Here is a 22683-nt window from a genome sequence, read left to right as displayed (position 1 = left end):
TAGAGAGGAGTGAGCCTGTGGCCAAATATCGTCAAATCTATGAGCGCCTCGCCGAGCGGATGAAGACCGGGGAATATGCGGCGGAGTCGAAGCTGCCATCCGAGACCGAGCTCATGCATGAGTATGAGGCGAGCCGAGGCACGGTCCGGAAAGCGCTCGACCTGCTCCAAGAGCACGGGTACGTCCGGAAGCATCACGGGAAAGGCGTCTTCGTGCTCCGGCGCGACCAAATCGAATTCCAATTCAACGGCATCGTCAGCTTCTCGGAAGTGTACGCTTCCTTGCTCGGCCGCTCGATCCAGACGTCGGTCGCCTCGTTCGAGGACATCGAGGCGCCGACTTGGCTCGCCGACCGGATGAACCTGGAGCCGGGGACGCGGATGTACCGGATCGAACGGGTCCGAAACTTCGACGGGGAGGACGTCATCCTAGACGTGAACTATTTCGTCAAAGACCTCGTGCCGGGACTGACGGAAGAAATCGCCGCCCGCTCGATCTATGAGTACGTCGAGCATGAGCTCGGGCTCCAGATCAGTTACGCCAAGCGGAAGATCGCGGCCGAGGATGTGACCGAGCTCGACCGGATGCGGCTCGACCTCCACGATTACGAGTACGTCATCGTCATCACGAACGACACGTTCCTCTATGAGGGCAGACAGTTCGAGTATACCGAGTCCCGCCACCGGCTCGACAAGTTTCAGTTCAGTGACGTGGCGCGCCGCTAGTGCCCCTTCTTTCGAAGGGGTCTTTTTTTTTCGTTTTGAATCGAGGGGAGAGGGAACAAAAATAGTGAACGCCTGTCACGAATTTGTCACGCATAACTTATATAGATAAGTTGTTGACAGAACTCGTCTATATAAGTTAAACTTTGTTTGTACTCATAAGTAACCGTTTTCAACAAACGCTTTCAAACAAAGGAGGCCAACAAATATGAAGGCAGATTATCGTCAAATCGCCGCGGATATCCTTGAAGCCATCGGGGGCAAGGATAACGTCGACAAAGCGGCACACTGTGTCACGCGGCTCCGTCTTTCGTTGAAAGACCAGTCGCTCGTCAATGAAGCAAAAGTGAAAGAAGCTGATCTCGTCAAAGGGGCATTCGAAAACTCGGGTGTCTATCAAGTCGTCATCGGGGCCGGTGACGTCGAACGCGTCTACGCCGAATTCATCAAACTCGCCGGGCTCGAAGCAGCGACGGTCGCCGAGGTCAAATCGGCCGGCGGCAAGAAGATGAACCCGCTCCAAAAACTCGTCAAAGTGTTCTCGGACGTGTTCATGCCAATCATCCCGGCCATCATCGTCGCCGGTCTATTGATGGGGATCAACAACTTGCTCGCGTCGGAAGGGCTGTTCGTCGATGATGCGACGCTGATCGAGGCGTACCCGAACCTGCAAGGACTCTGGGACCTCATCAACATGATGGCGAACACGGCATTCGTCTTCCTCCCGGCGCTCGTCGGTTGGTCGGCGACGAAACGGTTCGGCGGCAGCGAAGTGCTCGGGATCGTCATGGGTCTCTTGCTCGTCCACCCGGACCTCTTGAACGCCTGGGGTTATGGGCAGGCGGCGCTTGAAGGCGACATCCCGACGTTCAACATCCTCGGCTTGTTCGAAATCGAGAAAGTCGGCTATCAAGGTCAGATCCTTCCGATTTTGGCCGCGGCCTTCATCTTGAGCCATATTGAGATGTTTTTGAAAAAACACGTCCCGAACGCGATTCAATTGCTCGTCGTACCGATCACGACCATCGTCGTCACCGGTTTCCTCGCGCTCGCGATCGTCGGACCGGTCACACGTGGAATCGGGAACGTCATCGCGACGAGCCTCGTCAACGTGTTCGAAGTCGTACCGGTCGTCGGTGCGCTCTTGTTCGGATTGTTCTACGCACCGCTCGTCGTCACGGGGATGCACCACTTGTTCATCGCGATCGACCTTCAGCTCATCGCGGAAACAGGCGGTACGTTCATCTGGCCGATGCTCGCCTTGTCGAACATCGCCCAAGGCTCGGCTGCACTTGCCATGTTCTTCGTCTATAAGCACAACGCGAAACAAAAGAGTATGGCGTCGACATCAGCCATCTCGGCTTACTTCGGGATCACCGAGCCGGCCATGTTCGGGGTGAACTTGCCGAACAAGTTCCCGTTCTACTCGGCAATGATCGGGTCGGCGATTGCCGCCGTCTTCATCACCTTGAACGACGTTCAAGCGATTGGGATCGGGGTCGGGGGTCTACCTGGCTTCCTCTCCATCTTCACCGATAAGATCTTGCTCTTCATCGTCGGGATGATCATCGCGATCGTCGTGCCGTTCGCGCTCACATTCGTCTTGTCGAAGCGCTATATGAAGAAAGGTGAAATCGAAGAAAATAAAGTTGCATAAGAAGATGACTGACAAGGGGAGGGACGGAGGTTCTTCCCCTTTTCCTGTACAAATGAAAACTCTTACAAAAGGAGACTACACCTATGACACCATCAAACTGGCGCAAATCTGTCGTCTATCAAATCTACCCGAAAAGCTTCTATAGCCCGGAAGGCAATGCCACCGGCTCCATCAAAGGCGTGACGGCCAAGCTCGACTATTTGGCCGAGCTCGGTATCGAATACATCTGGATGACGCCGGTGTACAAGTCACCACAAAACGACAACGGCTATGACGTCAGCGACTATTATGCGATCGACCCCTCGTACGGGACGATGGATGACCTTGACGAGCTCGTCCGTGAGGCCGAGGCGCGCGGCATCGGGCTCATGATGGACATCGTCGTCAACCACTCGTCGACCGAGCATGAGTGGTTCCAGAAGTCGCTCGCCGGCGACGAGCGCTACCGCGACTATTACATCTGGCGCGACGAGCCGACGAACTGGGAGTCGAAGTTCGGCGGCAACGCCTGGAAGTATGACGAGAAGAGCGGCCAATATTATCTCCACTTGTTCGACGTGACCCAGGCCGACTTGAACTGGGAGAACGAACAGATGCGCGAGGACGTCTATGAGATGATGCGCTTCTGGCGTGACAAGGGCATCAAAGGGTTCCGCCTCGACGTCATCAACTTGATCTCGAAGCAGCAGGACTTTCCGGAAGACGACTCGGACGGCCGCAAGTTCTACACGGACGGGCCGCGCATCCATGAATATTTGAAAGAGATGAACCGCGAGGTGTTCGACGGACATGATGTCATCACGGTCGGCGAGATGTCATCGACGACGCTCGACCACTGCGTCCGCTACTCGAGCCCGGACGAGCGTGAGCTCAGCATGACGTTCAGCTTCCACCACTTGAAAGTCGACTATCCGAACGGCGAAAAGTTTGTCGCCGCGCCGTTCGACTTCATCCAACTGAAAGACATCATGTCGACGTGGCAGGAAGGGATGCACGGCAAGGGCTGGAACGCCATTTTTTGGTGCAACCATGACCAGCCGCGCGTCGTCAGCCGCTTCGGCAACGACACCGACCACCGCGTCGAGAGCGCGAAGATGCTCGCGACGGTGCTCCACGGCCTGCAAGGGACGCCGTACATCTATCAAGGCGAGGAGATCGGGATGACGAATCCGGGCTTCGACTCGCTCGACGAGTATCGCGACATCGAGACGCTCAACGTCTACAAATTGAAGCGCGAACAAGGCGTGTCACATGAGGACATGATGGCCGCCATCAAACAGAAGTCGCGTGACAACTCGCGGACGCCGATGCAGTGGGACGCGACACCGCACGCCGGTTTCACGAACGGGACGCCGTGGATCAACGTGGCGCCGAACTATACGGACGTCAACGTCGAGACGGCGCTCGACGACCCGAACTCGGTATTCTACCACTACAAGAACTTGATCTCGCTCCGCAAAGAGTTCGACGTGTTGACGGACGGGGACTATACGCTCCTCACACCGGACGCGCTCGATGTCTGGGCGTACACGCGGAAGACGGCAGACGAGGAAGTGCTCGTCGTCGCGAACTTCTACGGGCCCGAGACGACGTATGAGATCCCGGCAGGTTTCACGCAGGCCGAGGTCGTCAGCCACAACTATGACGTGCCCCAGCTCGACGGGACGACGTTGTCGCTCCGGGCGTATGAGGCGATCATGTTCTACAAGCGTAAATGATAGGCATGATGAAGCGGATGGTGCGGTCTTTCGAGACCGTGCCGTCTTTTTTTATCAGAACAATCACTCCTGTGAACAACAAGCCGGTTTGAGCGAGGGCGAGGTCGATGGTAGCTTCAGAGTAAAAACGGAGGAATCGTTATGGGACAACTCATCATCCGCGACACCGGCACGCCCGCCATCCGCTTCGGAATCTGTCAACGCTGTCTGAGTACGGACACCCGTTCGTTCACGTGCCACCACGGCGCGTGTCGCTATTGCCGGAATTGTCTCCATCTCGGCCGTGTCTGTCAGTGCGACCGTCTCGGCGAAGAAGACATCACGACACCGGTCGAACCGACGGAACTCGTCATGCCGTTCGAACTGTCGGCCGACCAGCAACACATCAGCCGGCAGTTGCTCACCTGGTGGGAATCTCGGACGAGCGGGCTCGTCCATGCCGTCTGCGGGGCCGGGAAGACGGAGATGACGTTCCCGGTCATCGCGCGCGTCGTCAATGAAGGGAAACGTGTCCTCGTCGTCTCGCCGCGCCGTGACGTCGCCATCGAATGGGTCGACCGGCTCGAGGCCGCCTTCTCCGTCCCAATCACCCGGCGTTACGGGGGCGGGGACAAGGACACGATTGGGATGATCACTGTCGCGACGGCGCCGCTGCTCGTGAACTTACGATATGTGTTCGATTACGTCCTCGTCGATGAGTCTGATGCCTTTCCGTTCGCCTTCGATCTGGCACTTTGGTGGACGCTCCGCCGAGCCGGAAAAGGTCTATTTTTGTTCGTGACGGCGACGCCGACCGTCTGGCAGCGCCAGTTCCCGACCGTGCATCTATCGCGTCGCTATCACGGCCACGACTTGCCGGTGCCGCGACTCGTGCGTGAGACGGGGCAGGCCATCCTCGACTTCTGTCAGCGTCATGAGTCGACGCCGCGCCTGTTGTTCGTCCCGACGAAGCCGGACCTTGCCCGATACAGGGAGCTGCTTGAGACAAACGGCTTCCCCTGCAAAGCCGTCTCGGCCGATACGGACGAGCGGACGGATACGCTCGAATGGCTCGAAGCGACGAACGGGATCGTGCTCGCGACATCGATTTGGGAGCGGGGCATGACCGTGACCGGGGTTCACGTCGCTGTCCTCGACAGCAGCCACGCCTTGTTCTCGTCCCGCGCCCTCGTCCAGATGGCAGGGCGGGCCGGTCGGAAACCGACCGCGCCGACCGGGGATGTCGTCTTCTTCTACCACGAGCGCACGTTCCGGCAAGACCGGGCCATCCGCGAGATCGAGGAGGCGAACCGGAGATGAACTGTCTCGTCTGCCGAAAACCGTTCGCTATTCCGTGGAGCCCGGCGACGCTCTTGAAACGGGACTGGGTCTGCCCGGACTGCGAGGGGAGACTGACCCCGATCATCTCGGGCTGCCCGCGCTGCGGCCATCCGACCGGGGACGGGGCGACATGCGACGATTGCGTCCGGTGGCTTGCCCTCGGTCTCGATTTGACCGTGCGCTCGCTCTACCTATATGACGAGGCGGGCGTGAACTGGCTCCACCGCTACAAGTTCGGCGGTGACGTCGTCCTGGCCAATCAGATGCGCCCGGTACTAAGGCAGCTGCGAGAGCCGGACGTCGTCTACGTGCCGATCCCGCTCAGCGAGGAGCGGTTACGGACGCGGCGTTTCAATCAGGCCGAGGTGCTCGCCCGATTGATCGGACCGATGGAACGGACGCTCGTGAAAGCCGAGGTTTCAAGTCAGCGCGAACTTGGGAAAGAAGAAAGGCGGCACCGTGCGAACCCGTTCACTGTACAGCGGTTACCGCGCTGTGGCAAAATTGTCCTCGTCGATGACGTCTACACGACCGGGACGACGTTGCATCAAGCGGCGCTCACCTTGCGCCGGGCCGGGGCGGAACAAGTTTCTGCCGTTTGCCTGTTCCGGACGCTAAACAAATCAAAAATGCGTCCGATATAAAGGGCAGAGGTGAATGACTGTGGAAGCAACAACTTGTCAAACATGCGGACGGCTGTTCATGAAACAAAGCCGCTCGCCTTACTGCCCATCCTGCGCGGAAGTCGATTTCCAAAACTTCTTGAAAGTCCGGGACTTCATCCGCGAACCCGCCAACAAACAGACGACGATCGGGGCCCTTGTCGAAGCGACAGGCGTCTCCGAACTTGATATCACGCGATATATCCATGAAGGACGCTTGATCATCAAGGACAACCCGTCTCTGAACATCGCCTGCGTGCGCTGCGGCAATCCGACGAACCAAGGAAAGGTATGCGCGGACTGTCAGACCGACATGCAGCAAGAACTGAAAGGGCTACAAGCCACCGTCACGAAACAAAGCGTTCGCGCTTATCGTTTGGACTAACAACTGAGAAGAGGGGGGACACGTATGCGCATCGATTCTGCAAAGTGGGTACACTTACCGAACACTTATGAGAAGAAAACGCAACCTGAGACGAAGCCCGAGCTGACACGCCAAACGGACCAACTATCGATATCGGCCGAAGCCCGCGCCCGGTTTGAAGAACCGGTGAAACATCCGGAGCGCCTGGAGAAGATTAACGCCTTGAAGGCGGAAATCAACGCCGGGACGTATTCACGGGACGCGCGCGAGATCGCCAAACGCTTTCTACAAGGATGAATGAAAGCGAGGTCCGAGGGAGACCTTCGCATAAATATGATGGCACGGAAGCTGACTAAACAAGGGACACCCTTTCTTTAGTCGGCTCTTTTTTTGGACAAAGGAGAGACTTATGCTCACATTACATACACGGTTACTCGAAATCGCTTATGAAAAAGAACGACTGCTCGTCAACGGGGATATGCCCGCGTTCAGCGCGCTCGTCAAGGAAGAGGCGACGCTCGTCCGACAAATCAAACAAAAAGAGGCGGAACGACTTCAAGGAACGTACATTTTGGACGATGAAGAGAAAGAAGCGTTACGACCGGTCGTCCTCGAGCTGAAACGGCAAAATGAATTAAACGCCGTCTTGCTCGAACAGTCGCTCCGGTATATCGAATGGCATTTGGATATGCTCCTGCCAGAGGCAGATGATTTCACGTACGGTCAACAGGCGCTCGAGACGCGCTCGTTCAGCCGGGATGTATAAGGAGGAAGTTTAATGGGCTCAACATTTATGGGATTAGAGACGGCGCGCCGCAGTTTGACGACGCACCAGTGGGCGCTCCAGGCGACGGGGAACAACGTCGCCAACGCCTCGAACCCGGGTTACTCACGCCAGCGCCTATCGCTCGGCATGACCGAACAGCTCAGCGTCAACTTCGGCGGAACGAAGGCCGGGCAGTTCGGAACGGGTGTCCGCGGGGAGACGCTCGCTCGGATTCGTGACTTGATGATCGACCAGCAATATCGTGACGAATCGGTCAAGAACGCCTACTACGCCACGAAAGAGGCGGCGTTCGGCCGGATGGAGGACATCGTCAATGAACCGTCCGAGACGGGCCTCGCCAAATCGCTCGACTTGTTCTGGGCCTCGCTCCAAGACTTGTCGGTCAACCCGGACGACGCAGGCGCACGGAGCGTCGTGCGGCAACGGGCGATGACGCTCGCGGAGACGTTCAACTACATGTCGTCCTCGCTCCAAAAAGTGCAGGCCGACTTGGCGTCCGAGGCGGACGTCGTCGTCAAGAAAGTGAACGACTTGATGACGAAGATCAGTGAGGTCAACCGTCAAATCGGTGACGCGGAGCCGCTCGGCGTGCTTCCGAACGAACTGTATGACGAGCGTGACCGCTACATGGACGAGCTTGCCCAATATATGGACTTTAAACGCGTCCCGGTCGACTATACGAACGGGGAATCGCGCGGGAACTCTCAGAAAGTCGCGGAAGGACGGATCGACATCGTCGTCACGGTCGGTGGCGTCGACCATAAGCTCGTCGATGGGATCAACGGCACGGTCGGCTCGTTCGACGGTCTCGACATGACCGATGCGAGCGGAGCGGACGTGGCCCTCACGCATGCATCAATGCCAAACGGTAAATGGAAAGCGCTCGTCGAGATGTACGGTACGGACACGCCCGAATCAGGCAGCGTGAACGGCGCGTACGCGACGATGTTGAAAGACTTGGACGAGATGGCCAGCCAGTTCGCCTCGGCCTTCAATACGGCCCACAGCAACAACATGGACGCCAAAGGCAACGCCGGCACGGCGAACTTCTTCGAAGGGACGGCGAGCGCCGCGACGATCAAAGTGAGCGACGCCGTCATGAACAACCTCGATTTGATCGCCGCGTCTCAAGATGGAAACATCGGGGACGGCAGCGGGGCACTTGCCTTGGCGAACTTGAAGTCGGCCACGCTCAGCTTCGACGGATCGGTCCAGACAGAGACGTCGATTGGGAAGTACTATCAAAACGTCATCGGGAACATGGCTGTCGCCGCCGACCAGAGCGGACGACTCGCGACCAGCACGTTCGCCCTCATGGCGAGCTCGGACCAGCGACGCCAGGCAGTGAGCGCCGTCTCGCTCGACGAAGAGATGACGATGATGATTCAATATCAACACGCTTATAACGCGGCGGCCCGAAACATCACGGCCGTCGATGAGATGCTCGACAAAATCATCAACGGCATGGGTGTCGTAGGGAGGTAATGCTTGATGCGAGTCACACAGACGATGCTCACACAGACGAACTTGAAACACTTATCGAGCAGCTATAACAAGCTCGCCCAAGTGCAAGAACAGCTCATCAGCGGGAAACGGATTCAACGGGCCTCGGAAGACCCGGTCGTCGCCATGCAAGGCATGCGCTACCGGACCGAGGTGCGCGAGGTCGATCAGTTCCGCCGCAACGTCAGCGAGGCGACGAGCTGGATGGACTTGACCGACTCGACGTTGAACGAAGTGACGGAAGCCGTCAAACGGATTCGCGAACTGACGACGCAGGCGGCGAACGACACGTACGAGTCGTCGCAACGTCAAATCATCCAAAGTGAGGTCAATCAGTTGATCGAACATATCGGCTCACTCGCGAACGCGAAGTCGGGTGAGAAATATATTTACAACGGCACGAAGACGGACAAACCGCTCGTCGACATGGACGCCTTGAAGGCGTTCCTTGCCGACCCGAACGGGGACGTCAACAGCATTTACCCGGACGGGGCACCGGCAGCGAGCGGGAAAGTCGCCTTTGAAGTGTCGAAAGGCATCACCGTCCAAGTGAACATGCAGCCGGAGACGGTGTTCGGCAGCGACGTGTTCGCCGGACTCCACGACCTCGTCTCGAAACTGGCCGACCCGAACACGACCGGTGAGGTTCTTTCGAACGAGCTCGCCGACCTCGACGTCATCGCCCAAAACTTGATCACGGAACGGGCCGAGCTCGGGGCGCGCGCTAATCGGCTAGAACTCGTCGACAACCGCCTGCAAGAACATGAGATCATCGCCAAGACGATTATGTCCGATAACGAAGACATCGACATCGAAAAAGTCATCATGGAGCTCAAGTCTCACGAGACGGTGCACCGGGCCGCGCTATCGGCCGGCGCCCGGATCATTCAACCGACGCTCCTCGACTTCCTCCGGTAAGCGATGAACATCGCCCGGCTTGAGATGCGGCAGACGCAGGCCGCCATCCAAATCACGTCGAACCGGCCCCACCTCGAGATGAGGCAAGGTCGGGCCGATGTGTCGATGACGCAAGGCAAGGTCGAGATGACCCAACAGACGACAGGCGGCACGCTCGAGGTCGACTCGTCGGTCGCGCGCAGTGAGAGCAACTTGAAGGCGGCGCTCGAGCTCGGGCGCCACTTCGGTCAGCTCGGGGAACAGGCGGCCCGGGAAGCGACATCGACCACGGCCCGGGACGGGGACCGGCTCATGCGCATCGAGAACGGCAACCCGATCGCCGCGATGGCCGCTGAGAAGACGAGCGCCCCGTACCCGGTCGTCGACATGGACTTCATGCCGAAGTCGCTCGACCGCGTGAAGTTGACGTATACGCCGGCGGATGTCAAAATCGAGTGGAACCTGACGCCGGCACAGATTGATGTATCACTCACCCCGGCCGACATCTCGTTCACGCCATGGACGACGGACATCTCGCTCCGTCAGCAGGCGTCGCTCGAGATGTGGCCGGTCGGTGGCATGTATGATGAGACGCGTTGAAAGTGAGGACAACCCATGTTCATTGAGACAGACTATTTTGGCAAAATCGAAGTAAATGAAGAAGAGACGATCTCGTTCGTCAGCGAGATTCCCGGATTCCCGGACTCGAAGACGTTCACCCTCATCCCGTACGGCGACGAGCTCCCGTTTTGGTCGCTCCAGTCGCTCGAGGACCCGGCCTGCGCCTTCGTCGTGACGAACCCGTTCTGGCACAAGCCGGACTATGCGTTCGAATTGACCGACGGCGCGAAAGAACAGCTCGGCATCGACGAGGCGGAGCACGTCTCGGTATATGCCATCGTGACGCTCCGTGAGCCGTTCGACGCCTCGACGCTCAACTTGAAGGCACCGATCGTCATCGAGACGAAAGAGCGCCGCGGGAAGCAAGTCATCTTGGATGACGTCTACCCGGCCCGGTTCCCGCTCGGCGGTCAGAAAGAAGAGGTGCGCTGATGCTCGTATTGAAACGAAAACAAGGCGAGGCGATCCATATCGGGGACGATGTGACGCTCACCGTGCTCGCCATCGAAGGCGACCAGGTCAAGCTCGGCATCGACGCCCCGCGCCATATCGATATCCATCGCCATGAGGTGTACGTCCAGATGCAAGCCGAGAACGAATCGGCTCGGGACAGCGCCAACTTGATGAAACAGATGATGCAAAACAAGTCGGAGGCGTGAGCTTCCGGCTTTTTAGCTGTCCTAAAATTTGGATAGGGTGACATGCGTCACTTTTGTACGATAGGATAGGGGGAAAGAAACGGCGGGAAAGGACGAGGTAGTTTGGGTCAAGTCATCAATATCTTTTTTATCAATATCAGTATCATCTATCTCGTCTTGTCGCTGACGTTGTACCTCATGCGCCAATTGTTGCCGATCCAGACGGGTTCTCCTTACGCGGTCCGCATCTGGTTCGGTCTCGCCATGGGGCTCGCGGCCGTGCTGTTGACGGTCAACTCGTTCCAAGTCGGGGAAGCACGAGTCGATTTACGAATCATCCCGCTCGCGCTTTCAGCGGCCTATGCCGGACCGATCGGTGTCACTGTCACGACGGGCTTGACGCTCCTCGGTCGCTTCGCCCTCGATGGCATGACGGAGCAGTTCGTCAGCTCGTTCGGTACGCTCGGCCTGTTTCTTGTCTTGTCGCTCGTGTTGAATCGATTGGTGCTGCGGCGCGGCCACTTATACTCGGCCTATCTCGTCTTCGGGACGGTGCTCGTCTTGTTCCGCATCGCCGGCAACGTCCCGATGCATGCGTTCACGACCGTGTTCTTGCCGTATTTTGCAATCACGTTCCTTGGCGGCTGGATGTGCTACTGGGTCGCGAAACAGATCGAGACGCACTTACGCATGTTCCGGCTCCATACGCAGCGGGCGACGATCGACGAGCTGACCGGGCTTCCGAACCGATACATGACGCTCGAGCGGTTGAACGAGGTCGAGATGTCGGGTCTCCCTTGGGCGCTGTTCGTCATCGACGTCGATCGCTTCAAGCAGTTGAACGATACATATGGACATCGGGCCGGTGACGCGGCGCTTCACCACATCGCCCAAACGTTACAGGCGAACTGTCCGGAGGGCTGCTTCGTCGGCCGTTACGGCGGGGAAGAGTTCTTGATGGTGCTCGAGGATGTCGGAGACGTGAGGTCGATCGCCGACGACATCGTCACCGTCGTCCGGGATACACCGTTCTCATTTGAAGGGACAATGATTTCGATGACGGTATCGCTCGGGGCCTCGCTCGCCGGGGCCGAACCGGGCACCCTCGTGTTCGAACGGGCCGACGCCGCCCTTTATCACGCCAAGACGAGCGGGCGTGATCAAGCTAAAATCGGGTAAATAAAAAATCGGTCCCAAGGGCCGATTTTTTTAGTGGATATTTTTCTTTTTGAACTGGCCGCCCCGGACGTCATGAATATTGCCGATGGCGAGGAACGCCTTCTCGTCATAGTCGTCGAGGATGTCCTTCAGTTTCGTCTCTTCGAGTCGGCTGATGACGGTGAAGACGACTTTCTTGCCGTCGCCCGTATAGGCCCCTTCCCCGTGCAAGTACGTCACACCCCGGCCGAGCCGGTCCATGATGGCCTGACCGATGTCGTCCGGCGCCGTCGTGATGATCCACGCCGCCTTCGACTGGTCGAGTCCCTCGAGCACGATATCGATCGTCTTGAAGGCGACGAAGTACGTGATGAGCGAGTACATGGCCCGGTCCCAGCTGAAGACGAAACCGGCCGTCCCGAGGATGAAGATGTTGAAGAACATGACGATCTCGCCGACGGAGAACGGTAAGCGGTCCGTGAACGACACGGCCAAAATCTCGGTCCCGTCGAGCGACCCGCCGGCCCGGATGACGAGACCGATGCCGGCCCCGAGCAGGAAGCCGCCGAAGACGGTCGACAACAGCAGGTCATCGGTGAACGGCTCGATCGTATGGAGCAAAATCGTGAAGCCGGACATGAGCATGATGGCGATCAACGTGACGACGGCGAACGTCTTCCCGATCTGACGATAGCCGAAGTAGATGAACGGCAAGTTGAACAGGACGAGCCAGATGGCGAGCTTCGTCTCCGTCAAATACGACGTGATGATCGAGACGCCGACGATGCCGCCGTCGATGATTTGGTTCGGGACGAGGAACGCCTCGAGCCCGATGGCGAAGATGAAGGCACCGATCAACAGGAGCAGCCCCTTGGCGAGGAGTTCGGTCGGTTTGATCGGATTGTGGACACGTTTCAAACGGAGCACTTCCTCCGGGGTCGGGGAAGGCATCGGTGGACGCTGCATCGGGGTTCACTCCCTTTTTTCTTTTTAGTATAGCAAACCTCACACGGAATTTAGTGGTTGAGGCAGGAAATCTGACACAAGTTATGGAACACATGGGGATTCGGAAAGGAGAGTACATATGCGTCCGCTTCTGTTAGGTGTGCTCGCCGCCTTGTTTTTTGCGAGCACGTTCGTGTTGAACGAATCGATGCAAGTCGGAGGTGGTCACTGGGCGTACAGTGCCTCGCTCCGCTTCCTGTTCATGATCCCGCTCCTCGTTTTCGTCGTCTACGTCCGGGGCGGGATGACCCGGGTGCGCCAGGCGCTCGTCGAACAGCCGTGGCCGTGGCTCGTCTGGGGAACGGTCGGGTTTGGTCTGTTTTACGTCCCGATTTGTCTCGCCGCCGAAGTGGCCCCGCCTTGGCTCATCGCGGGTACTTGGCAAGTGACGATTATCGCCGGGGCACTGTTGTCACCGCTCTTCCGTCGTGGTGACGGGACGCGGGAACAGATTCCGTGGACGGCGCTCCGCTTCTCTGGACTCATCCTGTTCGGCGTCGTCTTGATGCAAGTCGAGTTCCTCGCCGACTTCGAGCCACGTTTCTTGGCGGTGGGTGTGCTCCCGGTACTGATTGCCGCGTTCGCCTATCCGCTCGGAAACCGGAAGATGATGGCCCACACCGACCTCGACGTGTTCGAGCGCATCCTCGGTATGTGTATCGGTTCGCTCCCGGTCTGGCTCTTGTTGTTCGGTTACGGGTTGACGACCGGGGCGCCATCGAGCTCGCAACTGACGCAGACGCTACTCGTCGCGCTCTTGTCGGGCATCGTCGCGACGGTGCTCTTTTTCAAGGCGACCGACCTCGTCAAACACGACATGGGGAAACTGGCGACGGTCGAGGCGACGCAGGCACTCGAGGTGTTGTTCGCGCTCATCGGCGAGCTGATTTTCCTTCAGGCGCATCTGCCGTCCGGGCTGTCGCTCGTCGGCATCTCGCTCGTCATGATTGGGGTCGTCTTCCACAGCCGTAGCCAGTTCCGTGTAAAGGAGAAGACGAGGCCGGCGGCGAATCGATACGACAAGGAGGGATGAAGATGAAACCGTATGGATTGCTCGGCAAATTGACGGCCGTTCCGGGCGAGCGTGAGATGCTGCTCGCCATCTTGCTCGAGGCGGCCGAGGCGATGGAACGAGAGGCGACGTGTTGCGTGTATCAAGTCGCGGCGTCGCTCGACGACGAGTCGATCGTCGTGTATGAGGTATGGGAGAGTGTCGAGGCGCATCAACAGTCGCTGTCGCTTGAGACGACGCAGACGTTGATCGGGCGGGCGAAGCCGATTTTGGCCAACATCGAACGCTTGGCCGTGTTCGAGCCGAGAAGCAAAAATTAAAAAATCCACGTCCGAGGACGTGGATGGCGGGTCAAGCTTTCGTCAAGCTGCCTTTGACTTTCTCATAAAACTCGTCCATCATCCCGGTACGGCTACCGAGCTGGCAGATGAGTTCGAGTGTCTCTTTATAGAACTTTTTGACGAGTCCTTTGTTTTTGATTCCGTCCATCGACGCGAGCGTCTTGTCGAGGTTTTGGAGGATCTCTTCGATTTGGTCGTCCGAGTCCGGCTTCACGACCGTCATGTTGTCCGGGATTTTGACGACTTTGTCTTGTTCCTGGTGACGGAACGAGGCGCCGAAGCCGAGGTTCTCGATGAACAAGTGCGGCATCACTTTTTGGCCGAAGAACTGTTTATGCCACTCCGTCGCTTTCATCGTGTCCATGTCCTGCTTGAACGTGGACGCCGTCGAGACGTACTTTTTAAATAGGTCGGTCATGAACTTCTCGATGACCGGGATTTGAAGGGCGAAGACGTTTTTCAAGAGCGCGTCGAGCTGTGCGCGTGTCAATTGTTGTTCGTTTGACATGTCGGTTCCTCTTTTCTATAATGCGATACTTTTATCGTATGGGATTGCGGAACGTGCGTCAACGCATCGCTAAACATTTTTTCAGAATATTTAATGATTTAAGGGCATTTTGTGCGATAATCGTCTCATGGCAAGACTAAAGAGGAGTGAATCCACATGAACAAAACAATGAAATGGGCCGTCGCGCTCGGCGTGACGGGTGCCCTCGTCGCAACGGTCGGTGTCGTCTCGTCCCGGGGACGGACTGACGATACGACGCAGACGATTCGTGACCGTGAGCTCGGTTATGAGATCATTCTCCCGTCGAAAATCGTCGAGGCGATTGAGCGTGGGGACGTCTATATCGAGAAGGCGCAAGACGTCGTCGATATCGGCGATCAGAACAGCTACGGCACGTTCGACCTCTACTATAACGTCGAGGACGGCGACGACCAGTTGTTGTTCCATTTGGACTTGATTGACCGTGAACTATCGGAAGCGGCGTTCGCAGAGGAAGTCGGCTACGGCAACTACCTCGGAGCGAGCGACAAGACGTTCTTCTGGGTCGAACCGACCGAGGCCGTCCCGGGTGCCGAGGCGCACACGGATGAGATCGCGGAGCTGCTTGAGACGCTTCCGGAGCTCGAGTTCCGTACGTTATGAGCCTGCCCGCTACGGCGGGCTTTTTCGATTATGCTACAATATGACGTGAGGTGATCACATGAATTGGACAGTAGAAGAAGTGAGACAAGCAGAACAGGTGGCGGCGCTTGAGGCAGCGGTCAATGACTTTGACAAGATTGACGTGAAACTCGGACACGTGGCGGTCGGTCAGAACGACTACGCCGTCTATGACAATGATACGCTCATCGGGTATATGGTACTTTTCCCATATCTCCCGAACGAGTACGAAGTGAACGCGCTCGTGCATCCGGACTATCGGAAGCAAGGAGTCTTCACGGCACTCTTTGAAACGGCGAAACAGGATGCGAAAGAGAACGGCTGTGAGGCGTTCACGTTCGTCATCGACCGCAAATCGAAGGACGGCAAGGCGGTCATCGATCGTCTTGGCGCGGCGTATCAGTTCTCGGAATACAACTTGGTACTGAAAAAAGCCGAGCTGTTCTTGAAGCCGGACGAGGTGTCGCTCCGCGAGGCGACCGATGCCGACCGTCCGCTTATCATCGAGACGCTCTCTGAAGCGTTCGGCGATCCGGTCGACGTGACGGAGAACATCTATCAACAGATCGACACACCGGACCGCGTGACGTACATCGGTGAAGTCGACGGTCGTCCGGTCGGAATCATCCGTGCGCTCCTTTCGGGTGAAGATGCCGGCAGCATCCACGCGTTCGGCGTCAAGGCGGACGAGCAAGGCAAGGGATACGGCACGAAGATGTTGAAACAGATGGTCCAGCAACTGTTCCGCATGGGCCGGACGAAACTCGAACTCGACGTCGAGACGGAAAACAAGGCCGCGCTCGAGATTTACAAGCGGGCCGGGTTCGCTGAAAATGGCGGCTATGAGTTTTATTTGTTAGAACTGTGAGGTGAGACAAATGGTTCGAAATTTGAAATGGATGGGTGCCGCCTTTGAGGCGCTGCTCGGCATCCCGGCGCTCGGTGGGCTGTTCATCATCAGCATGGGCTACACACCGCTCGGGTTCATGCTCGTGTTCCACATCGTCGTGCTCGTCTTGTCGATCACGCGGCTGAAGCGGATTTCGGTTGGACCGATTGTCGGCATCACGGCGTCGGTGCTCGGGTTCATCCCGTTCCTCGGCATGATGTTGCACTGGGCGGCCGAGATCGCACTCGCAATCGACGCGCTTTTGACACCGCGCGAACAGGTGCATATGACAAAAGAAGACGACCGATTTTGAAATGAACGCTCTCGGAGACGGGGGCGTTTTTTCATTGACCAAAACTTCAACTGAAAACGCTATACAAAACCTGGCAATCGGACGATATAGTAGGTGATGAATTACACAGAGGAGGAACTCATAGTGAAGCTATTCAAAAACTTTACGACCCAACTGCTCGCTTGGATTTTGGTCACATCCTTTATTACGGGCGGAGCGGTCGGCTGGATCACGCTCTTGCTGCTCACCGAGCTTGAGATGGCGAAAGGACAGGTCATGCTCGTCGGGACGGCCGTGGCGTTGCTCATTTCAGGTTTAGGTGGAGCTGTCATCTACTTGATCGCCCGTCGCCCGCTCAAGGCGATCGAATCGGCGTCAGATAAGGCGGTCGAGGTCGGCAATGGCGATTTGACGGTCGTGTTCGCGAGCGAGACGACGACAGACCGTTCGGAGATGGGACGTCTGCTTCTCTCGATGGACAACATGGTCGGACACCTTCGTGAACAAGGGACGAACATGCGTTACACGGCGGACCAGCTCACCGGTTCGGCGCAAGAGATTGCGGCAGCGGTCCAAGAAGGCAATGTCGCCGGCGAGAACATCCGCCAAGCGATGGACGCTTTGAACAAGATGCTTGAAGACAACGTCAACGCGACGTACAGCTCGATGGACCTACTCGGTGCCGTCGCCCGGACGATGGAGAACATTCGTCAAGAGATGGGCTCGGCGCTTGAATCAGCGAGTGAGATGCAACAAGAGGCCGAGAGCGGCAAAGGCCTCGCCTCGTCGTCGGTCGATGCGATGCATGCGATTGCCGGCAAAGTCGAGCAGTCATCGACGCTCAACAGCAAGTTGACTGAGATGACAGGTGAAATCTCGCGTATCACGGACGTCATCAGCGACATCTCGGCGCAGACGAACTTGCTCGCCTTGAACGCCTCGATTGAAGCGGCCCGGGCCGGCGAACATGGACGCGGCTTCGCGGTCGTCGCGGCCGAGGTCAAAAAGCTCGCCGAACAGACGGCGAACTCGACGCAAGAGATCACGGATTTGATCGTCGACGTCAAACGTTTGGTTGGCGACACGTCGTCATCGATGGCGAACGTGAAAGCGGAAGTGGAGACGGGCGTTGGTCTCGTCGAGAAGGCGGGCGGTGCGTTCGCGTCGATTCACAACTCGGCGAACGAAGTGTACAGCCACGTCCATTCGGTCGATGCGCTCTTGGATGAGTCGCGTGGACAGATCGACTCGGTCGTCACGAACTCGGCTGGCATCGTCGGCATGGTCGAAGAGGCGTCACGCTATGCGACAGAAGTCACGTCAGCGGCGAGCCAACAAGCGGCAAGTCTCGGGGAAGTGAACGGTGCGATGACGGAGCTCGTCCGTGTCGCGGAGAGCTTGCAGAATGAGACGGAGCAAGTGAAGGTAGAAGCGTAAGGAGGAGCGACCCAGCGATGGGTCGTTTTTCTATTCAAAACTAAGAAACTACGGAAAATGAGTAGAAAGTTGATAAAAACACTAAACAGATTCGAGTTGGCTCCGATATAGAGTATGGAAACGATAAAACGTTCCAACTAATACAAGGTGAGGGGCCGGCCTAAGCCTTGTATGCTCGGACAAATGGATTTGGAAGAGCGGAAAAAACTCAAACCTATGGAGGGAAATTACAATGATTATTAACCACAACCTTAACTCAATGAACGCACACCGCAACATGTCATTCAACACAGCACAAACTGGTAAAGCGATGGAGAAATTATCTTCAGGTCTTCGTATCAACCGTGCTGGTGACGATGCAGCTGGTCTTGCAATCTCTGAAAAAATGCGCGGACAGATTCGTGGTCTCGATCAAGCTTCACGTAATGCTCAAGATGGCATTTCATTGATTCAAACTGCTGAAGGTGCATTGAACGAGACTCATTCAATTCTTCAACGGATGCGTGAGTTAGGCGTTCAAGCATCAAACGATACTAACCAACCTGAAGATAGAACAGCAATTAAAGAGGAAGTTTCACAGCTCGAAGCTGAAATTACTCGTATTGCGGATACAACGCAATTTAATGGAAAGAACCTTCTAAAAGGGACATTTGGCGTTTCAGTTGATGGAGCAACTACCACTGCGATTGCTAGCAACGGGATTGTTGGAGTTGACGTTTCTGGAGCAAAAGCTAATGAAACTTTCACTTTAACAGGTGCTGCTACTGAACTTACATTAACAGACAGTGAAGGAAACGCCCAAGTATTAACTGGATTGACTGATGACTTCAACGGCACTCTCAATTTCGATAAGCTCGGAGTTAAGTTGGAAGTGAACAACTTCCAAGGAGCAACAGGTGTTACCTTTACTGCTGGCGTTGGTAGTGATGATACAATCACTACAGGAGCAAACTCTGGGGCGACGTTCCAAATTGGTGCAAACGAAGGCCAAAAAATTCAGCTCAACATTGCTGATATGACTTCATCTGGATTAGGCGTTAACAATGTAAACTCACAAATGAGTTCGCATGCAGACGCAACAGCTGCAATTACTACTATTGATACTGCTATCAAAACTGTTTCTGAGCAACGCTCAAAATTAGGAGCAGTACAAAACCGTTTGGAACATACAATCAACAACTTGAATGTTGGAGCTGAAAACCTTCAAGCTTCTGAATCACGTATCCGTGACGTAGATATGGCTAAAGAGATGATGAACTTCACGAAGAACAACATCCTTAACCAAGCTGCACAAGCTATGATGGCGCAATCGAATCAACAGCCGCAGGCAGTTCTTCAATTGCTCCGTTAATTGGCTCTATAACAAGATTTATAACTCCCACGACTCCTCAAGAGCCGTGGGAGTTTTTTAACTTACATACACAGCCTCGACTTCTCTTAATCTGTTTTTCTTAATGTCTTGCCATTTGTACACGACAGACCAATATGTTCTACCTAACACATCTGCGATTTCTTGATCCGTCTGTCCACGTAACTTCGAAGTGACGATATACTCGATGTCTTCCTCCGTATAATCATTTTTAGGCTTAGAGGTAATCACTACTTTATCAGGATTTTCGTCTTTCTCTTGTGACAAACGATAGTCCCAATCCAACTTCCAAGCCATAGACGGGATTTCAGTGGCATATGATTTTGTGAACTCGAGAAAATTGAGAGCTTCTTGGGTCTTCTGTATTCGGAGGATATAGTTATGTCCGTCATTCCGTCGGCTTAACACAAATTGGTGTCCAAACGTATCGTGAATAAATTGGCTTAAATAGTTTAACTCAGATGGATGGAAAGCTTGGAGGTATAAAGCGATGTGTGGGGTCAAAATGATTTGATTTTTATTGGAGCGACTCGACCTTGTTAAACAAAGACTGCCGTCATCAAGATAGAGTGCTAACAAAAAGACTGGATCGGTACACTCTCGTAGTAGATGAAGCGGGACGCTTTTTTTACCGGCAATATACAGTTGGTCACGGAGCCAAGTGAATAATTCATCGTATTTAGAAGTTAGCGATGCACTTGTCCCATTATTATTCTTGATGATACTTGAGAAAATACGAGGTGTCTGTTTCAATTTCCATTCGCGATATTCCAATTGTTTGATGGAAAAGTGTTCACCATACCGCAAATTCGCATTCGGATATTTTTTCTTATGAATGCTGATATGGCCGTCTCCTAGCAAAGTCCCCAACAATAAACTTTTCTCATAAGTTGTTAACTCGTCCCACTTCAAAATTAACCCCTCCTAATAAGAATGTACGTTCGTATATTATATACCCAGCTAGTTTCACAGTATTCTTTAGTTTCTACTTAAGATTAGACGAATTAGTGAACTCGATAACATTGAAGATTATGAATCTGATGCCGATATACATAATGAAGAAATCATAATGAGGTGTGATAGCTTATGAATCCAATTATCTCTGAAGTCCGGCTTCACCTACCTTCTTCTGTCTTGCCGTATGAACAAACGAAAAACGTGTTCGTCGAAGCCAATCAACAAGCTCTCGCCGACGAAGGCATCGTCATTCTCCCGACGCCTCAACACGTGACGAAGTTAGAGGCAGCCGTCGAGAAGGCGAACTTGGTACTCGAACAACAACGTACCGGTTTAAAGTTTATGAAACATGAAAAATTGAACGACTACTATATTCAAATTGTGGACACGAACAACGAAGTCATCCGTGAAATCCCAAGCAAGAAGTCGCTCGACTTTTTCGCTGCTTTTATGGAATTCAATCAGCTCTTCGATAAACGTGTATAAAGGAGGTACATCATGACAACACCTATCCGTTTTGGCGGACTCGCCAGTGGGATTGATACTGATACAATCATCAAACAATTGATGCAAGTGGAAAGAGTACCGGTCGACAAACTTGAACAAAAGAAACAAACGACTGAATGGAAACGAGATGCCTACCGTGAAATCAACCGCTCACTCATGACACTGCGGAACAGTGCGGTCGATCTCATGTTTAGCCGAAACTTTCAGGCTAAAACCGCATCGTCATCTGACACGTCCCGTATACAAGTCACCTCTTCACCATCGAGTGGGAATGCCGCACTCGAGATTCGAAGTGTAGAGAGTTTGGCAACTTCTGCGAGTCATATCGTTCAACTGAGAGATAAGAATAACAATTTGGTAACACGGGAGACTGCTGCTAAGGATTTGGACTTAGACATCAATACAAAAATACAAACGTTTACGGGTTCCCCGACTGAAGTTACTTTAGATTCAAAGATGAATGACGGCGGTAAACTGTTTATTAATAATGTAGAATTGTTGCCGACAGAATATACCTATGATTCAGCCACAGGCAAAGTGATATTCAATTCACCGATTGCCGAAGGAGCCGAATTAAAGTACGAATCCGGCTTTAAAATTGAATATATTAACAAGGACGGCGGGACTCCAGCTCAGCTGACGATTGGAGCAGATGCAAAATTTAGTGATGTTATCACTCAATTGGGTTCAAAAGATACGAACTTCTCTGCTTTTTTCAACGAAGCGTCAGGTGAAATGGCATTGACCCAACGTAATACCGGTAGCAACTCTACTATTGCATTCGCTGGTAAAGCTGAGACACTCTTTAATGCTAGTATTGCGGATGGAATTAAGGGCGAAGATGCAGTCTTCAATGTAAACGGAATTGAGTTGACACGTAGCTCAAATACGGTAACGATCGATAATATGACTATCACACTCAAATCTGAGTTCAAAGCTGTCGATAATCCTGCGCCTGTTACTTTATCTGCCGCAACTGACACTCAAAAAGTATTTGATAACATTAAAGGATTTGTCGATAAATATAACGAAACGATTGATTTGATGAACAAGAAAATCAAAGAAGATCGTTTCCGTTCATTTACACCACTCACGCAAGCACAGCGTGATGAACTGTCTGAAGACGAAATCAAGAAGTGGGAAGATAAAGCGATGAGCGGGATGCTTCGTGGTGATACGATTGTCCGAAGTGCGATGGATACAATGCGTGGTAAGTGGTCAAGTACATCGTCTTCAACAAACGATGATACGATGCAACAGCTATTCCAAATTGGTCTTGCGACCGGTTCAGATTTCACAAACGGTGGGAAAATCGAGCTGAACGAAGAGAAACTTAAAGCTGCCATCGAAAAAGATCCGGAACAAGTGTATCAATTGTTCACGAACGCAGAGAGTGGATTACTTCCACAAATTCGTGATGCTGCGACTAACTCACGTGCTTCTATTACTCGAATCGCTGGTACCGAGGGGTCAGGTGCTCCGACATACTCGATGGGACGTGAAATGACAGATATAGACGACAGGATCAAGAGATTAAATGACTTGTTAATCGATAAAGAAAACGCCTACTACCGTCGCTTTACAGCGATGGAAACGGCGATGAACCAGGCGAACTCGCAAGCCGCCTCACTGCAACAGTTTCTAGGCGGAAGCATGTAA

At 54.5% G+C, this 22683-nt stretch carries 26 protein-coding genes; 23 read left to right on the top strand and 3 right to left on the bottom strand.

The genetic code is table 11. The features are described from left to right. Window positions 1-59: 59 nt before the first annotated feature. The 14 genes from treR to AC13H5_RS11000 all read left to right on the top strand — a co-directional run bounded on the left by treR (window position 60) and on the right by AC13H5_RS11000 (window position 12068). Window positions 60-725, top strand: a complete 666-nt coding sequence (treR, locus tag AC13H5_RS11065) for a trehalose operon repressor (protein ID WP_052090231.1) — start codon at window positions 60-62, stop codon at window positions 723-725. Window positions 726-930: 205 nt separating this feature from the next. Then, the gene (gene treP, locus AC13H5_RS11060; protein ID WP_483545742.1) at window positions 931-2379 is read left to right on the top strand and encodes a PTS system trehalose-specific EIIBC component; all 1449 of its coding nucleotides are present in this window, start codon (window positions 931-933) and stop codon (window positions 2377-2379) included. An 83-nt stretch (window positions 2380-2462) separates the two neighbouring features. After that, window positions 2463-4097 carry an alpha,alpha-phosphotrehalase gene (treC, locus tag AC13H5_RS11055; RefSeq protein WP_483545741.1) on the top strand — a complete coding sequence of 545 codons (1635 nt, stop codon included), beginning with the start codon at window positions 2463-2465 and terminating at the stop codon, window positions 4095-4097. Between the two features lie 141 nt (window positions 4098-4238). Next, the gene (locus AC13H5_RS11050; protein WP_483545740.1) at window positions 4239-5396 is read left to right on the top strand and encodes a helicase-related protein; all 1158 of its coding nucleotides are present in this window, start codon (window positions 4239-4241) and stop codon (window positions 5394-5396) included. Continuing rightward, the gene (locus tag AC13H5_RS11045; protein WP_483545739.1) at window positions 5393-6061 is read left to right on the top strand and encodes a phosphoribosyltransferase family protein; all 669 of its coding nucleotides are present in this window, start codon (window positions 5393-5395) and stop codon (window positions 6059-6061) included. Before AC13H5_RS11050 ends, AC13H5_RS11045 begins: the two co-directional genes overlap by 4 nt. A gap of 19 nt (window positions 6062-6080) precedes the next feature. Beyond that, window positions 6081-6464 (top strand): flagellar protein, encoded by a 384-nt coding sequence (locus AC13H5_RS11040; RefSeq protein WP_034778630.1) that lies wholly within the window; start codon window positions 6081-6083, stop codon window positions 6462-6464. A gap of 24 nt (window positions 6465-6488) precedes the next feature. Then, entirely contained in the window at window positions 6489-6740 is a 252-nt protein-coding gene (locus AC13H5_RS11035) for a flagellar biosynthesis anti-sigma factor FlgM (protein ID WP_034778628.1), read from the top strand. Between the two features lie 112 nt (window positions 6741-6852). Then, on the top strand, window positions 6853-7209 hold the full coding sequence (gene flgN, locus AC13H5_RS11030) for a flagellar export chaperone FlgN (RefSeq protein ID WP_483545738.1): 357 nt from the start codon (window positions 6853-6855) through the stop codon (window positions 7207-7209). Window positions 7210-7221: 12 nt separating this feature from the next. Further along, the gene (gene flgK, locus AC13H5_RS11025) at window positions 7222-8715 is read left to right on the top strand and encodes a flagellar hook-associated protein FlgK (protein WP_483545737.1); all 1494 of its coding nucleotides are present in this window, start codon (window positions 7222-7224) and stop codon (window positions 8713-8715) included. Window positions 8716-8721: 6 nt separating this feature from the next. After that, window positions 8722-9651: a flagellar hook-associated protein FlgL gene (gene flgL / locus AC13H5_RS11020; protein ID WP_483545736.1), complete on the top strand. Its 930-nt coding sequence runs from the start codon at window positions 8722-8724 to the stop codon at window positions 9649-9651. A 3-nt stretch (window positions 9652-9654) separates the two neighbouring features. Beyond that, entirely contained in the window at window positions 9655-10230 is a 576-nt protein-coding gene (locus AC13H5_RS11015) for a DUF6470 family protein (protein ID WP_131472892.1), read from the top strand. 15 nt (window positions 10231-10245) lie between these two features. After that, complete coding sequence (gene fliW / locus AC13H5_RS11010; protein ID WP_138859041.1) at window positions 10246-10683, top strand: flagellar assembly protein FliW; 438 nt, start codon at window positions 10246-10248, stop codon at window positions 10681-10683. Beyond that, complete coding sequence (gene csrA / locus AC13H5_RS11005; RefSeq protein WP_021066562.1) at window positions 10683-10910, top strand: carbon storage regulator CsrA; 228 nt, start codon at window positions 10683-10685, stop codon at window positions 10908-10910. Before fliW ends, csrA begins: the two co-directional genes overlap by 1 nt. Before the next feature lie 102 nt (window positions 10911-11012). Then, window positions 11013-12068, top strand: coding sequence for a diguanylate cyclase domain-containing protein (locus tag AC13H5_RS11000; RefSeq protein ID WP_483545735.1), 1056 nt, complete (start codon window positions 11013-11015; stop codon window positions 12066-12068). 30 nt (window positions 12069-12098) lie between these two features. On the opposite strand, the gene AC13H5_RS10995 is transcribed toward AC13H5_RS11000, so the two are convergent. Further along, window positions 12099-13013 (bottom strand): YitT family protein, encoded by a 915-nt coding sequence (locus tag AC13H5_RS10995; protein ID WP_214825039.1) that lies wholly within the window; start codon window positions 13011-13013, stop codon window positions 12099-12101. Window positions 13014-13131: 118 nt separating this feature from the next. Between AC13H5_RS10995 and AC13H5_RS10990 the strand changes: the two genes are divergently transcribed. Together AC13H5_RS10990 and AC13H5_RS10985 are read left to right on the top strand one after the other, a co-directional pair. Next, the gene (locus AC13H5_RS10990; RefSeq protein ID WP_483545734.1) at window positions 13132-14085 is read left to right on the top strand and encodes a DMT family transporter; all 954 of its coding nucleotides are present in this window, start codon (window positions 13132-13134) and stop codon (window positions 14083-14085) included. A 2-nt stretch (window positions 14086-14087) separates the two neighbouring features. Beyond that, window positions 14088-14384 carry a putative quinol monooxygenase gene (locus AC13H5_RS10985; RefSeq protein ID WP_483545733.1) on the top strand — a complete coding sequence of 99 codons (297 nt, stop codon included), beginning with the start codon at window positions 14088-14090 and terminating at the stop codon, window positions 14382-14384. A 31-nt stretch (window positions 14385-14415) separates the two neighbouring features. Here AC13H5_RS10985 and AC13H5_RS10980 read toward each other — a convergent pair whose 3' ends face one another. Beyond that, complete coding sequence (locus AC13H5_RS10980; protein ID WP_483545732.1) at window positions 14416-14913, bottom strand: hypothetical protein; 498 nt, start codon at window positions 14911-14913, stop codon at window positions 14416-14418. A gap of 156 nt (window positions 14914-15069) precedes the next feature. On the opposite strand from AC13H5_RS10980, the gene AC13H5_RS10975 reads away from it, so the two are divergent. The 5 genes from AC13H5_RS10975 to AC13H5_RS10955 all read left to right on the top strand — a co-directional run bounded on the left by AC13H5_RS10975 (window position 15070) and on the right by AC13H5_RS10955 (window position 19542). Continuing rightward, window positions 15070-15555: a hypothetical protein gene (locus tag AC13H5_RS10975; RefSeq protein WP_483545731.1), complete on the top strand. Its 486-nt coding sequence runs from the start codon at window positions 15070-15072 to the stop codon at window positions 15553-15555. Window positions 15556-15613: 58 nt separating this feature from the next. Next, window positions 15614-16441 (top strand): GNAT family N-acetyltransferase, encoded by an 828-nt coding sequence (locus AC13H5_RS10970; protein WP_483545730.1) that lies wholly within the window; start codon window positions 15614-15616, stop codon window positions 16439-16441. A 10-nt stretch (window positions 16442-16451) separates the two neighbouring features. After that, window positions 16452-16775, top strand: coding sequence for a hypothetical protein (locus AC13H5_RS10965; RefSeq protein ID WP_483545729.1), 324 nt, complete (start codon window positions 16452-16454; stop codon window positions 16773-16775). Window positions 16776-16898: 123 nt separating this feature from the next. Beyond that, complete coding sequence (locus tag AC13H5_RS10960; protein ID WP_483545728.1) at window positions 16899-18191, top strand: methyl-accepting chemotaxis protein; 1293 nt, start codon at window positions 16899-16901, stop codon at window positions 18189-18191. 232 nt (window positions 18192-18423) lie between these two features. Beyond that, window positions 18424-19542, top strand: coding sequence for a flagellin N-terminal helical domain-containing protein (locus tag AC13H5_RS10955; RefSeq protein ID WP_483545727.1), 1119 nt, complete (start codon window positions 18424-18426; stop codon window positions 19540-19542). Window positions 19543-19599: 57 nt separating this feature from the next. Here the strand turns inward: AC13H5_RS10955 and AC13H5_RS10950 are convergent, their stop codons facing one another. After that, window positions 19600-20472 (bottom strand): DNA endonuclease, encoded by an 873-nt coding sequence (locus AC13H5_RS10950; protein WP_483545726.1) that lies wholly within the window; start codon window positions 20470-20472, stop codon window positions 19600-19602. 174 nt (window positions 20473-20646) lie between these two features. On the opposite strand from AC13H5_RS10950, the gene AC13H5_RS10945 reads away from it, so the two are divergent. Next, complete coding sequence (locus AC13H5_RS10945) at window positions 20647-21003, top strand: flagellar protein FlaG (protein WP_483545725.1); 357 nt, start codon at window positions 20647-20649, stop codon at window positions 21001-21003. A 12-nt stretch (window positions 21004-21015) separates the two neighbouring features. Next, window positions 21016-22683, top strand: a complete 1668-nt coding sequence (fliD, locus tag AC13H5_RS10940) for a flagellar filament capping protein FliD (RefSeq protein WP_483545724.1) — start codon at window positions 21016-21018, stop codon at window positions 22681-22683.

It is taken from the genome of Exiguobacterium sp. FD-YE-25-4 (assembly GCF_057004685.1).
This window is presented reverse-complemented; position numbering and strand designations above follow the sequence as displayed.

Coding starts and splice junctions, on each gene's coding strand:
- treP (WP_483545742.1), top strand. CDS start 931: ATGAAGGCAGATTATCGTCAAATCGCCGCGGATATCCTTGAAGCCATC.
- AC13H5_RS10995 (WP_214825039.1), bottom strand. CDS start 13,013: ATGCAGCGTCCACCGATGCCTTCCCCGACCCCGGAGGAAGTGCTCCGT.
- flgL (WP_483545736.1), top strand. CDS start 8,722: ATGCGAGTCACACAGACGATGCTCACACAGACGAACTTGAAACACTTA.
- AC13H5_RS10945 (WP_483545725.1), top strand. CDS start 20,647: ATGAATCCAATTATCTCTGAAGTCCGGCTTCACCTACCTTCTTCTGTC.
- AC13H5_RS11015 (WP_131472892.1), top strand. CDS start 9,655: ATGAACATCGCCCGGCTTGAGATGCGGCAGACGCAGGCCGCCATCCAA.
- csrA (WP_021066562.1), top strand. CDS start 10,683: ATGCTCGTATTGAAACGAAAACAAGGCGAGGCGATCCATATCGGGGAC.
- AC13H5_RS11050 (WP_483545740.1), top strand. CDS start 4,239: ATGGGACAACTCATCATCCGCGACACCGGCACGCCCGCCATCCGCTTC.
- treR (WP_052090231.1), top strand. CDS start 60: ATGAAGACCGGGGAATATGCGGCGGAGTCGAAGCTGCCATCCGAGACC.
- AC13H5_RS10985 (WP_483545733.1), top strand. CDS start 14,088: ATGAAACCGTATGGATTGCTCGGCAAATTGACGGCCGTTCCGGGCGAG.
- AC13H5_RS11035 (WP_034778628.1), top strand. CDS start 6,489: ATGCGCATCGATTCTGCAAAGTGGGTACACTTACCGAACACTTATGAG.
- flgN (WP_483545738.1), top strand. CDS start 6,853: ATGCTCACATTACATACACGGTTACTCGAAATCGCTTATGAAAAAGAA.
- fliD (WP_483545724.1), top strand. CDS start 21,016: ATGACAACACCTATCCGTTTTGGCGGACTCGCCAGTGGGATTGATACT.
- AC13H5_RS10980 (WP_483545732.1), bottom strand. CDS start 14,913: ATGTCAAACGAACAACAATTGACACGCGCACAGCTCGACGCGCTCTTG.
- treC (WP_483545741.1), top strand. CDS start 2,463: ATGACACCATCAAACTGGCGCAAATCTGTCGTCTATCAAATCTACCCG.
- AC13H5_RS10990 (WP_483545734.1), top strand. CDS start 13,132: ATGCGTCCGCTTCTGTTAGGTGTGCTCGCCGCCTTGTTTTTTGCGAGC.
- AC13H5_RS10955 (WP_483545727.1), top strand. CDS start 18,424: ATGATTATTAACCACAACCTTAACTCAATGAACGCACACCGCAACATG.
- fliW (WP_138859041.1), top strand. CDS start 10,246: ATGTTCATTGAGACAGACTATTTTGGCAAAATCGAAGTAAATGAAGAA.
- flgK (WP_483545737.1), top strand. CDS start 7,222: ATGGGCTCAACATTTATGGGATTAGAGACGGCGCGCCGCAGTTTGACG.
- AC13H5_RS10975 (WP_483545731.1), top strand. CDS start 15,070: ATGAACAAAACAATGAAATGGGCCGTCGCGCTCGGCGTGACGGGTGCC.
- AC13H5_RS11045 (WP_483545739.1), top strand. CDS start 5,393: ATGAACTGTCTCGTCTGCCGAAAACCGTTCGCTATTCCGTGGAGCCCG.
- AC13H5_RS10965 (WP_483545729.1), top strand. CDS start 16,452: ATGGTTCGAAATTTGAAATGGATGGGTGCCGCCTTTGAGGCGCTGCTC.
- AC13H5_RS10970 (WP_483545730.1), top strand. CDS start 15,614: ATGAATTGGACAGTAGAAGAAGTGAGACAAGCAGAACAGGTGGCGGCG.